Here is a 13,533-nt window from a genome sequence, read left to right as displayed (position 1 = left end):
ATTTATAAATTTTATTAACAGAATTCATTAACCGGACAATTATGACGATACTAGACAATAAAGTCCAGCAACAACTTGTCCAACTTTGGTCTGTTTCAAACAATCAAAATACAATGTTTGTGATTCATCGTTTTTTTGCAGCGCTAGCGTGGTATTAAAAACCGTTGCCAGTTGGCTCAATTGCTCATCTAAATCTTTATCCGCTTCTAGGTAGATAAGCGTGTCTGTATTGATTAGATCTTGGGTAAACAAAGTGGTCAAAATAGATTGCCATAAATCCTTAGCATAAGGTGGATCTATAAACACGATATCAAAGGGACGCGGTACAAGCTGCTTTTGTTGTAGAACTTGTTCGGCTGTGCCCTGAATGATTTTATGGTTGTCACTATCAAGACGTAACATCTCGGCACTTTGGCGTAGCATTTGAGTTTGAGCGGCATTCATTTCAATAAAAATACAATGAGCAGCACCGCGCGATAAGGCTTCAAAACCTAAGACGCCGCTACCGGCGCAGCTATCGAGCACTTGAGCGTCATGAATATCAGAAATCAGCCAATTAAATAAGGTCTCACGTAGCCGGTCTGGGGTCGGACGTAATCCTTCTGCATCAATAAAACGTACGATACGGCGTTTAAACTGACCACCGATAATACGTACATCACCAGCTGCAGTAGATTTGGTTTTTTGATTTTTATTAGGCTTACGCGCGCTTGAAGATTTTTTCATAAAATTAGCTTAGTTATCTACTCTATACTGAATATGTTAGTCAGAAGTCGCTGTCGTTGTAGCGGTTTGAGCCTGTTCTTTTGCAGCTCCTAGTGCTTTGTCTTCTTTTTCACGTATCGCATCACGCATGGCTTTCTCAAATGTTTTTTGCCGTTTAATAACCTTTAGCTGATCAGCAGTGGGCGGCAAAATAGGATTGGTGTCGCGCTGTAATACCCAATAATCAAACAAGGCTCGCCCAATAGGAGCAGCAACGACACTACCACCACCGCCGTTTTCGACCAATACCGCTAGGGCGATTTGTGGATCCTCTACTGGCGCAAAGCCATTAAACCAAGCATGATCCCAGTGGCGCTTATCCAGCGCGGATTTGTTATAGCTTTTACCCTGAGCAATGGATTTTACTTGCGCGGTGCCCGTTTTACCGGCGATACGATAGCGCGGTGTGTATATACCGCGTCCAGTACCTGCCTTGACCGTTTGCTCCATAGCATCATGCATACGCAGCCAGTCAGAGGGTTTGCCATTATAATCAATCTTGCCATCCGGTTTGGTGATGACATCGACTGCTGCTGCACCGTCGCTACTTTTTAAGAGATGCGGGGTAATATGAAGACCTTTACTCGCTGTCATGGCCGTTGCATTGGCAATCTGTAGTGGCGTCGCTAGGAAATAGCCTTGACCAATACTGACAGAGATGGTCTCACCCGGCAACCAACCCTTATCGTACGTGTCTTTTTTCCATTTTGGTGAAGGCATAATTCCAGATTTTTCATTGGGCAAGTCAATGCCAGTTTCTTCGCCGAAGCCAAAACGTACCATCCAGTCATGTAAGCGCTGAATACCCATCTCATACGCCAATTTATAATAATAAGTATCGACTGACATCACGATGGATTTTTTGAGATCGACGGTACCATGACCACCTTTTTTCCAATCGCGAAAACGGTGTGAGTCACCCGGTAAGCTAAAGTAACCTGGGTCGTAGATAGTGGTTTCCCAGTTACGTAGACCATAATGAATACCGCCTAAAGCTTCAAAGGGCTTGATGGTGGAACCCGGTGGATAAGTACCTTGTAAGGCACGGTTATAAAGCGGCTGATCCAAATCTTCACGCAGATTATCATAGTCTTTAAATGAAATGCCGGAGATGAAGGGGTTTGGGTCATAACTTGGATTACTGACAAAGGCTAGTACATCGCCGGTTTTGGGATCTATTGCCACAATGGCACCGCGCCTGCCATCAAGCTGCTGCTGCGCCACAACCTGCAACCCATAATCTAAACTTAAGGTGATGTCGTTGCCGGCGATTGGTGGCTTAGTATCGAGTTGACGCAGCACATTGCCGTGCGCGTTGGTTTCTACTGACTGATAACCGGGTTGCCCAAGTAAAATATCTTCGTAATAATCTTCGATCCCAATCTTACCGATAAGGTCGGTACCAGCATAGCGATCTTTATTGATTCTCTTCGATTCTTTGTCGTTAATACGTCCGACATAGCCAATAACATGGGCAAAAAGTTCATCATACGGGTATGAGCGTGTGAGCTTACTTTGGATGCTAACACCGCGAAAAAAGGGTTTGCGTTCACTAAACTGCGCCAACTGCGCCTCGGTTAAGTCAATCTTGATGGTTACCGGATCATTTTTACTTTTACTCACACGCGCCAAAATATCGGTGATATTTTCATCCGTCAAATCAAAGATGGGCGCGAGTAATCGTAAGGTACGCTCAGGGTTTTCGACTTCATCAGGGCTGAGCATAGCGGTGAAAACCGGCTGATTGTCAGCGAGGATAACGCCATTGCGATCATAAATATAACCACGACTTGGTGGGGCAGAAATCAATTTGATGCGATTGTTGTCTGCTTGGGTCGTATATTTATCATGAGCAAAAACTTGCAGAAATCCATAACGTACTATTAGCCCTAGCAAGCCCACAAATATGATTAATCCAAGAATAAGAATGCGACTGGTAAAAATGCGATTGACCTGTTCGGTATCAGGAGTGAGCGGTTTGTTCATATAAAGTCAGTACCCAAACAGTCAGTGAGACAATAAATCAAAAAGTTATCAAAGGAGGTATTTATGAAGTAGCAGTCGACCATGTCAAATATCATGTAGACAAAGCGAGGTGAGCATAAAGGATAAGCTAAGGACTTTCAACAACATAGCGTGATATAAGAAGCATTTAATATCTGAAATATTATCATCATAGATCTACAAACATCTCGCAAACGACAACGGCAAATTATAACAGATCAAAAGCGATGACGCAGTAGACAGTCATTTATTTTATCGCTGTTATAAAAGGTGGCATCATTATGCATACGACTATGGTTGGTGACTCATTTCACAATGGATCTAATCACCGAGTAAATTCGAAAGAAGTAGTTATTAAATCGGTTACTGGTCACACGTCAGTAGATTATTTTAAGGATTTTTTGTGCCACAGTAGCAGTGTAAAACGTGTCATCTCTAGTCACAACTTGCCTAGGGTCTACATGTGCTAATGAATGGCAAGTATGCTAAAATCAGGCGATTTATTTTGTAGTAGTTATTGGGGAGAGGGCTTCTTATTGCTAAGCATTGTTAATGTGCTCAGAATATTTGGTCAACATCGATCATCACGGCAAGGATACATAAAGTCATGGATGTAACTTCATTGTGGCAAACAATCGCTGAGCACCCTGAGTTTTTTGCCATGCTTACCATTCCGCCGGTGACAGCATTTGTGACATGGGTTCATGTCTGGATGGCGCTCAAGATGTTGTTTTATCCGATTAAGTTTCGCGGTATACGCATCCCTAATTTCCCATTCTTTGGGCTGCCGGGTCTTGGCTGGCAAGGTATTGTGCCAAGAAAAGCGGGTAAGATATCTGGCGTGATTGTTGATCAGACGCTATCTAAGCTTGGCTCGCTTGATGAGTTTTTTCAGGCTATGGAACCAGATCAGATGGCGCTGTTCATCACTGAGGCAGTTGATAAAAACCTTGAAAACTTGATTGATGAAATTATGCTTGATCATTCGCCAGCACTGTGGGGCAATCTGCCTTATGCGCTCAAGCGCCGTGTCTATGCCCAAGCACACCAAGAGCTGCCAAGCATTATGCAATCTTTGGTGACTGACTTGACCTATCATGTCGAAGATTTGGTCGATATGCGCAAGATGATTGTCAATAAGATGGAGAGTGATCGTCGTTTGATGGTCAATATGTTCTTAAAAGTCGGACAAAAAGAAATCAATTTTATTTGGCATATTAGTGCTTTGATTGGGCTGATTTTTGGCATTATCCAAATGTTTATATTCTTGGTAGTGCCGCAACATTGGACAGTACCGTTTTTTGCGGCCATTTGGGGATTTTTGACCAATTGGATTGCGATTTGGATGGTATTTAATCCTGTAGAGCCGCATTTTATCCGTTATATAAAGTTTTTTGCGCTACAGAGCCGTTTTCCTTTTATCAAGCTAAAATTACCGCATATCGCTCGATATCGACTCCAAGGCGGCTTTATGAAGCGCCAAGAAGAGGTATCTGAAGTATTTGCTGAGATTGTGGTCAAAGATTTGGTGACGCTTGAGAACATCATGAATGAGATGATGTATGGTGACCGCGCTATTGAGACGCGTGAATTGATGAAGTCGCATCTGTATAAAGTCTTAGAGTCACCAGTGATTAATACGACTTTACGATTAGGACTGGGTCGCCGCGAGTTTGGTCAATTAAAAAATACCATCATTGACAAATCTATCGTTGCAACGATGGTGCCACTAAGGGATCCTGAGCTCAATGAAAGTCGTGCCAGTAAGATATTTGGACTGTTTCGTGATCGCATCCGTGCGCTGACGCCTGATGAATTCCAAAACTTACTACGTCCTGCCTTTCGTGAAGATGAGATGACGCTAATTGTGCTTGGCGGCTTGACTGGATTTTTGGCAGGTTGGCTACATCTGGTATTGGTATTTTTCCCAGCCATGCAGTGATAAGCAATGTTTTATGTTTTTTATACACATCGCATACAGAGTGGATACAGAAACGTGACAAGTTGACGCTAATGTACCATGCTGTAAGCGCCCTAAGCTGCAATGGCTTAGGGCATTATTTAGATAATAATAATCTTTTAAACTACAAGCAGTAACAAGTACTGGATACTTTCGATTATCCTGCAATACCAATCCCTAAAATAAACAATGACCGTATTAAGGTAAACAAGGTTAGACCGTATGTTAATCACAGAATTGGGTTATTTTGCCGTGCTAGCCGCCTTTATGTTGGCGATTTTGCAGGTAGTATTACCAACGATAGGCGTTATGCGTGACCATGTTGCTTGGCAGCGTTTGGCACCGAGCTTGGCATGGGCGCAATTTGCCGCCATGATTACCTCTTTTGGCGCTTTGATGGCAGGCTTTTATTATAATGATTTTAGCCTAGTCTACGTCAGTCAGCACTCTAATACTTTATTGCCTTGGTACTATAAGCTATCAGCGACGTGGGGCGGGCATGAAGGCTCGCTGCTACTATGGATGACTATCATGGCAACGTGGTGTGCCTTGGTCTCATACTTTAGTCGTGGTTTGCCATTGTCGATGCGGGCGCGTGTATTGGTGATATTAGCCGCTGTACAGATGATGATGCTGGCCATGCTCATCTTTACCTCGTCACCGTTTGACCGCACTTTGCCAAACTTGCCCGTGGATGGTGCTGACTTAAACCCTGTCTTACAGGATTTTGGTTTAATTATCCATCCGCCGATGCTTTATATGGGCTATGTCGGTATGGTGGTGCCGTTTGCGTTTTGTATGGCAGCATTGTGGGAAGGTCGCTTAGATGCGGTATGGACGCGCTGGTCACGTCCATGGGCATTGGCTGCTTGGGGCTTTTTAACCATTGGTATTGCACTGGGTTCGTGGTGGGCGTATTACGAGCTTGGTTGGGGCGGTTGGTGGTTTTGGGATCCAGTAGAAAACGCTTCGCTATTGCCTTGGTTGGCAGGTTTGGCGTTGCTCCATTCACTGGCAGTCACTGAAAAGCGCGGTGTCTTTAAAGCGTGGACGATTATGCTGGCCATTTTTGCTTTTGCCTTAAGCTTACTCGGGACATTCTTAGTCCGCTCTGGGGTTATTACCTCAGTGCATTCATTTGCCGCTGATCCCACACGTGGTTTAGTGATTTTAGCGATTCTTGGCATTATTGTGGGCGGTGGTCTCTTGATGTTCGCTGTACGTGGCTGGCGTCTCACGATTGAAAGTCAATATCAGCTGATTTCACGTGAGTCGTTTTTAGTCATTAACAACGTCATCATTTTGATTGCGACCTTAGTCGTATTACTTGGTACGCTCTATCCTATCATTGCCGATGCCTTTAATTTAGGTCAGGTATCCGTAGGTCCTCCGTACTTTAATGCACTGTTTGTGCCACTGACTTGGCTATTAATGATAGCAATGGGTATGGGCTCCAATATCCGCTGGAAACAAGACAGTCGCCCGCTCTTAGGCGCTGGCATGGTCATTGCGGCAAGTAGCCTTGTTTTAGCTGCAGTCATTACCTATTTTGTTAGCCCTTCTGCCATGCTCAATATTGGCGTGACTCTAGCAGTAAGTTTTTGGGTATTGTTATGGATGGTGGTCGATTTTAAAGACAAAACCAAAAATGCCCCAAGCTTATTTAAGGGCTTAGCTAAACTCCGCTTGAGTTACTGGGGTCAGCAGACAGCTCATATCGGCGTTATTATAGCGGTCATTGGTGTTGCGTTTACCAGTACCTTGAGCATCGAGCGCGATGTGGCATTAAGGATTGGTGAAACGGTTAATGTCCAAGGTTATGACTTTGCATTGACGGATTTGAGAGAGACGAGAGGCAGTAACTTTGATGCAACGCAAGCCGAGGTCACAGTAACTAAGAAGGGCAAGGAAGTAACGATACTTCATCCTGAAAAACGGACTTATATCATCAGTACGATGCCGACGACTGAGGCGGCAATTAATGCCAACCTCATGCGTGATTTGTATGTCGCACTTGGTGAGCCTATCGCTGAGGGTAGCAATCAATGGGCAGTACGTATTTACGTGAAGCCATTGATTCGCTGGATATGGCTCGGCGCTATTATTATGGCATTGGGTGGTCTATTGAGTATGCTTGATAGGCGCTATCGTCTCAAAACAACTAAGACGCCCGCTCAAATTACAGCGAGCAAGTCAGGTTTCGCGACCGTTGCTGACTTAGATGGCAACAATGCGACAGATGCCACGGCAACAATAGGGGAGAAATAAGATGACTCAATCAGATAAGTCTCCTCAAAAAGGTACTGATAAAAAAGGCAATCAAACGATGAAGAAAAGCCAAATTAGGATATGGTTTTTGATTCCGCTGATCATCTTTGCCGCTTTTATAGTCATGTTGTATTTTCGTTTAGGTCAGCCGACCGAAATCGTAACCAATACCGCTCTCGAGCGTCCGGTGCCCGCTTTTGAGCTGCCGTTATTGTCCGATACCAGTCGTATCATGACCAATGACAACCTGCCAGATCAGCCATTTTTGATGAATATTTGGGGCTCTTGGTGCCCAACTTGTATCATTGAGCATCCTTTTTTAATGCAGTTAGAGGAACGTGGCGTCAATCTGGTGGGCGTCAATTATAAAGATGATATTGGCGACGCCCTCGGTTATTTAAACCATGGCGGTGACCCTTTTTCGATGTCTATCCAAGACTTATCTGGTCAATTTGCCTTAGATTTGGGTTTGACCGGTGCACCTGAAACCTTTGTGGTTGATGGTGAAGGTGTTATTCGTCAGCACATTGTTGGTGAGATTAATGAGAGTAATTGGCAGAGCCGTATCACGCCTTGTCTGATGGTGCTCAATGAGGCTGATAAAAGTAATGTCAGCCCTGATCTTGACCAAGTTAAGGAGGCGTGCAAATGATTATGATGCCATTAAAATCTATCACGAAAAATTTGGCAAGTTTGATCATTGCTTGTCTTTTTGGCGTGCTTAGTATCAATGCTTATGCCGCCATTGATGTCTACGACTTTGACTCAGTGCAGCAAGAAGCCCAGTACCGTGGTCTTATCGAAGAGCTGCGCTGCCCAAAATGTCAAAATCAAAACTTGGCAGGTTCTGATGCGCCGATTGCCCAAGATTTAAAGCAAAAAACCTATGACATGATTAAAGAAGGTCGTAGTGATGGTGAGATTCGCTCTTATATGCAAGAGCGCTATGGCGACTTTATTACTTATAAGCCGCCCGTACGTCCTTCAACGTGGATATTATGGTTCTTCCCGCCATTATTATTAATTGTATTAATTGCTGGCTGGTTTTGGCAAAGCAAACGCAGTCAGCGTATTGCCCGTGGTCAAAGTGGCATCTTGGTAGACAGCGCCGCCGCCTTATCAGCAGTAGAAGAAGCGGAACTTGATCGTCTGTTATCACGAGCTGATCGCAATAAAACAGATCATGACATCACAAGCATAGAGGACAAAAAATGACCCTATTTTCTACTTTTGGCTTATTTATTGCCCTAAGCTTACTGATTGCACTCGTATTGGCAGTGATCGTTATCACACCTTGGCTACGAGCTTCAAGGTTACGAGAAAATCCTGTTGACAATCAGCTACTAGACATCAATATCGCTGTATTTCGTGAGCGTTTGACAGAATTACAATCAGACAAAGACAACGGCACAATTGATGACGCCCATTATCAAAATCAAAAGATCGAGCTTGAGCGTCAGCTATTGGATGCACAGCGTGAAGTCACCCCAATGGTCGCGCCTGGTATTAAGAGTCGTTTGATTATCATAGTATGGGTACCTGTGCTGGCAGCATTGGCTTATTTCTTGGTCGGTGATCGTACACCAGTCTTTGATTTGTGGGCAGCAGAAGACAAAGTTGCCCAAGTGGCGGATGATTTATTGACCGGTAAGATTGACCAGCCACCCGCTTGGGCGATTGAAGATGGTACTCAGTTGATCAGTGCCATGCAGACCAACGTCTATCGTCATGCCGATGACCCTGATCGCTGGATGCGTTTATCAGAGCTGTTTTTGTCGTTAGAAGCTACTGACTCAGCGATTGAAGCTTTGTCTCGTGCTTATCGTCTGTCGCCTGACAACGAAGAAATCGCCACCACTTATGCGCAGATTAGCTTTTTTGCTAATAAAGGTCAGCTTGATGCCAATAGCCGCCGTGTGCTGCAAGATGTTCTTGCCAAAAATCCGCAGCACGAAGGTGCGCAAATGCTGATGGCAATGGGCGAGGCGCGCGGTAATAATTTTGAACAAGCGCAAGGTTGGATTAAGCGGTTACGTAAGAGCATTGCTGCCAAACCAGGTGACCATACCCAAGCATTGAGCAGTCTTGATGAGCTAAGTGCCAATGTCACGGCACAAGAGCAGCAAGCATCTGAAGGGATTGAAGTCACCATCTCTATTGATCGTTCATTGTTGCCACTAGTGAAAGCTGAAGATGTGTTGTTTGTCGCGATACGTGATGTGAAAGGTGGCCCGCCATTTGCCGCCAAGCGTTTACCGATTAGCGTGATTAAGCAAGGCGAAGCAACTGTTAGTCTAAGTGATTTAGATGCGATGATGCCAGAGCGCACATTAAAATCTGCGCGTGATGAAAAAGTTCAACTCGCTGTCATTGCTCGCATCAGTCATAGTGGTACTGCCATTGCCGAGTCAGGTGATCTATCAGGTAATCCTGTGGTGATAAGTGTCGAGCAGAATCAAGTCAATGTGGCCATTAATCAACAAGTTCCTTAACTCGCTGAGTTCAGGATATCATCCTACATTTAGTGCGCGCTATTGTCTCATCTATGGCGCGCAACCTTCTCTCATGAACAGATAAGTCATCATATGTTGCTGCATCAATACTAAAAATACTTGAGGTTTTGAAAGCCACAAGGTAAGGTAAGCTCTGCAAACCACCAATCCCTAAGTTTTATTAGTCCCAAAATCCTATTTATTAAGGAGAATCGTGTAATGATGCGTATTATTTTGCTAGGTCCACCAGGCGCCGGTAAAGGTACCCAAGCTCAGTTTATTTCTAAAGAATATGATATTCCGCAGATCTCAACGGGTGATATGCTGCGTGCAGCAATCAAAGAAGGCACTGAGCTTGGCAAACAAGCCAAAGACGTGATGAACGCTGGTGGTTTGGTTTCTGATGATCTGATCATTAACCTCGTGCAAGAACGCATCGCTAAGCCTGATTGTGTTAACGGCTGTATTTTAGATGGTTTCCCGCGTACCATTCCACAGGCGCAAGCGCTTGCAGATGCCAACGTGACGATTGATCATGTAATTGAAATCAGTGTACCTGATGATGAAATCGTCAAGCGATTATCAGGTCGTCGCCAACATGCTGGCTCTGGTCGTGTATATCATATTGATCACAATCCACCAAAGGTCGATGGCATTGATGATGTCACCGGTGAAGCGCTTATCCAACGTGAAGACGATAAAGAGTCAACCATTCGCGACCGCTTAGCTACGTATCATGAGCAAACATCAGCCCTCGTTGGCTTTTATCAGAACAAAGCTAAAGAAGGCGGCGATGCGCCTAAGTATGACAAGTTCGATGGTACCCAAGGTATTGATGACGTTAAGCAACAAATATTTTCTGCCCTAAAAGGCTAATATTTGTACTGACGCTAGAATATAGCGGATTAATCGAATAGCGCTATGAAAGACCCTGCCGCTAGTAATAGCAATCAGCAGGGTTTTTTGATGGGTCAAAAATAATGAACAATAACAACATAAATATAAATGATTGAAAATAAACTCTAAAAATTTCCATAAAAAAACCATTTACTCATAATAAGTAAACGGCTTTTTTATTAAAACGTCTTACTGATACAGCCAGTAGCGTTTAATTTAAAACTTAAGCGTTACCTTCAGCATCAACTTGTGCTTGCTGCTGACTTTGCGCAAAAGCTTGGTCAAAATTAACTGGTGCAAGCAATAACTGCGGGAAGCTACCACGCGTTACGATATCGCTGATGACTTCACGAGCATATGGGAACAAAACGTTCGGGCAATAAGCACCTAGGATTTGACCAATTTGATCTTCTGGGATGTCTTTTAATAAGAAGATACCTGCTTGATGAACTTCCGCGATAAACGCCGCTTCTTCAGCATTTTTCGCAGTGACACTAACGGTTAATACAACCTGATAATGGTCATCGTCCAGTTTTTCGGCATTGCTAGATAGATTAATATCAAGCTCAGGGTTCCACTCTTTGGTGAATACGCCAGCGCCTGGGACTTCAAGTGACATGTCTTTGACATAAATACGTTCTAGTGCTAATTGCGGTTGTGCTTGTTCTTCAGCCATGATAATTCCTCTAAAAGTTAATCAAATGATTGGGCAAACTGTTATTTTAGTAAAATAGCATTGTAATATAATTTGAAACAAAAGCTCGATATTTTTTATCAAAGCCCTTTATAGCTGTCCCTATCGTTACTTATATAAATGACTCGCATATAGACTAGTAAAATAAATAAAGACAGCCAGAATAGCAAGATAGCAAATTAACCCGCTAATAGCTCGTCAAGTTTGCCTTGTTGGTTCATTTGATTGAGCTCATCAAAGCCACCGACAAAGGTCTCACCGACGAAGATTTGTGGCACGGTGCGATAGTTATTGGTCTTTTGCATTAAAGCACGGCGATCATCGCTGCTCATATCGTGCATGCCAATCTCTTCATAATCAACGCCTTTTGATTTCAGCAGTTGCTTAGCGTTTGAGCAATATGGGCAGATAGGAGTAGTGTAAACTTTAACAGATACAGTCATGATAAATCCTTATTTATAAATGTATAGAGCAATTGTTATCGGATAGAGGATAGTATTATAAAATTTGCCTATAGAGGCTGCAATCAAGTAAATCACAAGCCTATATTCTATTATGCTCACTATAAAGTGGGGATAGGCAATATAAATTCAAGCCAAATAAATACAAAAGCGTTGTCAGTATCATAAATGCCACATAAAAAAAACACCCTATAAAGAGGTGTCTTTTTTATTCACTACCGATAGATAGTAAGTCATAGTTTAATAAAGAGCGCTATCAAACTACTTATGCAAGCTCGGTTTTGCTTTGACTTTAGTCTTCGGCTTAGCATCCTTTATGCCAACAAGTGGCATTCCAGCAGCTTGCCAGCCACCAACACCGCCTTCTAAGCGATAGACGTTTTCTTTACCAATCATCTGAATGGCAGCACCTGCTTGTACGCCCATATCGCAGATAATAATTACTGGCTGTTCAATCGCACGAATTTCCTCAATGCGGTCTTTTAGCTCAGTAAATGGGATATTGCGACTGCCTTGGATATAACCGGTGACAAACTTCTTTTTGGCACGGATATCGATAAGCTGCGCATTTTGCGAGTTCACCATCATACCAAGGGTATTGGGTGAAATCTTTTTACCGCTACGTTTGTTTTCAATAGCAAAAAATAGCACGGCTAGTACGGCTAATATACCAAATAAAAACGGGTGGTTGCCCACAAATTCCAGCGCACGATCCAAACCATACCTCCAAAAAAATAAGTGTTCTATTACGCTGAGAAGACAGCCTAATGGATTGAACAAGGCGCTATTATACCGATTAGCCTATCCATAGTAAACGTGTGATGGTCATCATCGTGATTAACGGTGGATAAGAATTAATAAGGCTCAATAGGGCTTAGTATCTGCCTCTTCTCTTAGCGTCACGAGGTTTTCAACGCGGCGCTGCAATACTTTGCCATCAGCAACTGCTTCCCATAACGCGCAGCCTTTACTGTTATGAGTATGGCGACAGTCGCGGAACTGACAGTCACCAGATAATGGTGCAAGCTCAATAAAGCCAGAAATAATGTCATCAGGCGTCAAGTGCCAAATACCATACTCGCGAATACCAGGGGTATCGACGATGCCGCCTTGGGTCAAATCGGCTGGATTAAAGGGCAGCAAGCGACTGGTGGTGGTGGTATGTTGACCAAGTTTTGAATTATCAGAGATGATATTCACGCTTTGTGCTGATTCAGGTAGCAGCGCATTGATCAAGCTGCTTTTACCGACGCCAGATTGCCCTGCAAAAATAACCAGCTTTTTATCGATATAGCGTTTTAGCTCGTCAAGTCCTTCCTGTTCATCGCTATCCGCGACGTTTTCAGGACAGTCAACTGAGGTCAAAACGCTCTCATAACCAAGTGCACCATATTGCGCCAATAACTCATTGGTATCGACGCCTTTTTCTTGAGCCAATAAATCGGCTTTATTCAGCACTAATAAAGGCTTGACCCCAGCATGATGGCAAACGACTAAATAGCGATCTATAAGTGTCGGGGCGGCAGCAGGTAAGGGTGCAAATACGATCGCCAAAATATCGACATTGGCGGCGACAGGCTTGAGCTTATGATAGCGGTCAGGTCGGGATACCAATGACGTACGTGGTTTGACTGATTCTATCCGACCAAATCCTGTATTAGAGTCAGCATTCCAGCGCACTTGATCACCTGCTGCTAGCATTGGTAGATTGGTACGTACGTGGCAGCGCCAAATATCACCGAGTGCCAACTCTTGCCAAAACGGCTCAGGGTCATCAGGTGCAACCTCAGGCTGCACAGGTATGAATGATGGTAAGCTGGTCACTTGCACTTCCAATTGCTTGCCATAATGCGCCATGACCACACCATCCATCAAACTGTCATCGATACTGTCTTGACTTAATAATTGCTGCTTATCGATGCGCCGAATCTGTTGTTTCGTTAGTTTGCGTTGTCGGATTAATGCCATGGGTTGGTGACCTATTATAAAATA

General features: G+C 43.8%; 12 protein-coding genes. 6 read left to right on the top strand and 6 right to left on the bottom strand.

The window, feature by feature from the left end:
• Nucleotides 1-39: 39 nt before the first annotated feature.
• The gene (rsmD, locus tag FQ083_RS09200; RefSeq protein ID WP_149409633.1) at nt 40-726 is read right to left on the bottom strand and encodes a 16S rRNA (guanine(966)-N(2))-methyltransferase RsmD; all 687 of its coding nucleotides are present in this window, start codon (nt 724-726) and stop codon (nt 40-42) included.
• A 36-nt stretch (nt 727-762) separates the two neighbouring features.
• Nucleotides 763-2,751, bottom strand: coding sequence for a penicillin-binding protein 2 (mrdA, locus tag FQ083_RS09195; RefSeq protein WP_149409632.1), 1,989 nt, complete (start codon nt 2,749-2,751; stop codon nt 763-765).
• 625 nt (nt 2,752-3,376) lie between these two features.
• On the opposite strand from mrdA, the gene FQ083_RS09190 reads away from it, so the two are divergent.
• From FQ083_RS09190 to adk, 6 genes are all read left to right on the top strand, one after another.
• Nucleotides 3,377-4,711 (top strand): hypothetical protein, encoded by a 1,335-nt coding sequence (locus FQ083_RS09190; protein ID WP_149409631.1) that lies wholly within the window; start codon nt 3,377-3,379, stop codon nt 4,709-4,711.
• A gap of 240 nt (nt 4,712-4,951) precedes the next feature.
• A complete protein-coding gene (locus FQ083_RS09185; RefSeq protein ID WP_149409630.1) occupies nt 4,952-6,997 on the top strand; it encodes a heme lyase CcmF/NrfE family subunit in 2,046 nt (681 codons plus the stop codon).
• 1 nt (nt 6,998) lies between these two features.
• Nucleotides 6,999-7,649 carry a DsbE family thiol:disulfide interchange protein gene (locus FQ083_RS09180; protein WP_149409629.1) on the top strand — a complete coding sequence of 217 codons (651 nt, stop codon included), beginning with the start codon at nt 6,999-7,001 and terminating at the stop codon, nt 7,647-7,649.
• Nucleotides 7,646-8,212 carry a cytochrome c-type biogenesis protein gene (locus tag FQ083_RS09175; protein ID WP_149409628.1) on the top strand — a complete coding sequence of 189 codons (567 nt, stop codon included), beginning with the start codon at nt 7,646-7,648 and terminating at the stop codon, nt 8,210-8,212. The genes FQ083_RS09180 and FQ083_RS09175 overlap by 4 nt, the downstream gene beginning before the upstream one ends.
• Nucleotides 8,209-9,489 carry a c-type cytochrome biogenesis protein CcmI gene (gene ccmI / locus FQ083_RS09170; RefSeq protein WP_149409627.1) on the top strand — a complete coding sequence of 427 codons (1,281 nt, stop codon included), beginning with the start codon at nt 8,209-8,211 and terminating at the stop codon, nt 9,487-9,489. The genes FQ083_RS09175 and ccmI overlap by 4 nt, the downstream gene beginning before the upstream one ends.
• A gap of 219 nt (nt 9,490-9,708) precedes the next feature.
• Nucleotides 9,709-10,365, top strand: a complete 657-nt coding sequence (gene adk, locus FQ083_RS09165) for an adenylate kinase (RefSeq protein WP_149409626.1) — start codon at nt 9,709-9,711, stop codon at nt 10,363-10,365.
• A 244-nt stretch (nt 10,366-10,609) separates the two neighbouring features.
• On the opposite strand, the gene secB is transcribed toward adk, so the two are convergent.
• The 4 genes from secB to rsgA form a co-directional block, all read right to left on the bottom strand.
• A complete protein-coding gene (secB, locus tag FQ083_RS09160; protein WP_011514062.1) occupies nt 10,610-11,062 on the bottom strand; it encodes a protein-export chaperone SecB in 453 nt (150 codons plus the stop codon).
• 197 nt (nt 11,063-11,259) lie between these two features.
• Nucleotides 11,260-11,523, bottom strand: a complete 264-nt coding sequence (gene grxC / locus FQ083_RS09155) for a glutaredoxin 3 (RefSeq protein ID WP_011280820.1) — start codon at nt 11,521-11,523, stop codon at nt 11,260-11,262.
• Nucleotides 11,524-11,802: 279 nt separating this feature from the next.
• Nucleotides 11,803-12,258, bottom strand: a complete 456-nt coding sequence (locus tag FQ083_RS09150; protein ID WP_149409625.1) for a rhodanese-like domain-containing protein — start codon at nt 12,256-12,258, stop codon at nt 11,803-11,805.
• 147 nt (nt 12,259-12,405) lie between these two features.
• Nucleotides 12,406-13,509 carry a ribosome small subunit-dependent GTPase A gene (gene rsgA / locus FQ083_RS09145; RefSeq protein WP_149409624.1) on the bottom strand — a complete coding sequence of 368 codons (1,104 nt, stop codon included), beginning with the start codon at nt 13,507-13,509 and terminating at the stop codon, nt 12,406-12,408.
• Nucleotides 13,510-13,533: the final 24 nt, after the last annotated feature.

The sequence above is a fragment of the Psychrobacter sp. ANT_H59 genome (assembly GCF_008369225.1).
GTDB classification, from domain to species: domain Bacteria; phylum Pseudomonadota; class Gammaproteobacteria; order Pseudomonadales; family Moraxellaceae; genus Psychrobacter; species Psychrobacter cryohalolentis.
This window is presented reverse-complemented; position numbering and strand designations above follow the sequence as displayed.

Coding starts and splice junctions, on each gene's coding strand:
- secB (WP_011514062.1), bottom strand. CDS start 11,062: ATGGCTGAAGAACAAGCACAACCGCAATTAGCACTAGAACGTATTTAT.
- FQ083_RS09180 (WP_149409629.1), top strand. CDS start 6,999: ATGACTCAATCAGATAAGTCTCCTCAAAAAGGTACTGATAAAAAAGGC.
- FQ083_RS09185 (WP_149409630.1), top strand. CDS start 4,952: ATGTTAATCACAGAATTGGGTTATTTTGCCGTGCTAGCCGCCTTTATG.
- adk (WP_149409626.1), top strand. CDS start 9,709: ATGATGCGTATTATTTTGCTAGGTCCACCAGGCGCCGGTAAAGGTACC.
- rsmD (WP_149409633.1), bottom strand. CDS start 726: ATGAAAAAATCTTCAAGCGCGCGTAAGCCTAATAAAAATCAAAAAACC.
- ccmI (WP_149409627.1), top strand. CDS start 8,209: ATGACCCTATTTTCTACTTTTGGCTTATTTATTGCCCTAAGCTTACTG.
- mrdA (WP_149409632.1), bottom strand. CDS start 2,751: ATGAACAAACCGCTCACTCCTGATACCGAACAGGTCAATCGCATTTTT.
- FQ083_RS09175 (WP_149409628.1), top strand. CDS start 7,646: ATGATTATGATGCCATTAAAATCTATCACGAAAAATTTGGCAAGTTTG.
- FQ083_RS09190 (WP_149409631.1), top strand. CDS start 3,377: ATGGATGTAACTTCATTGTGGCAAACAATCGCTGAGCACCCTGAGTTT.
- rsgA (WP_149409624.1), bottom strand. CDS start 13,509: ATGGCATTAATCCGACAACGCAAACTAACGAAACAACAGATTCGGCGC.
- grxC (WP_011280820.1), bottom strand. CDS start 11,523: ATGACTGTATCTGTTAAAGTTTACACTACTCCTATCTGCCCATATTGC.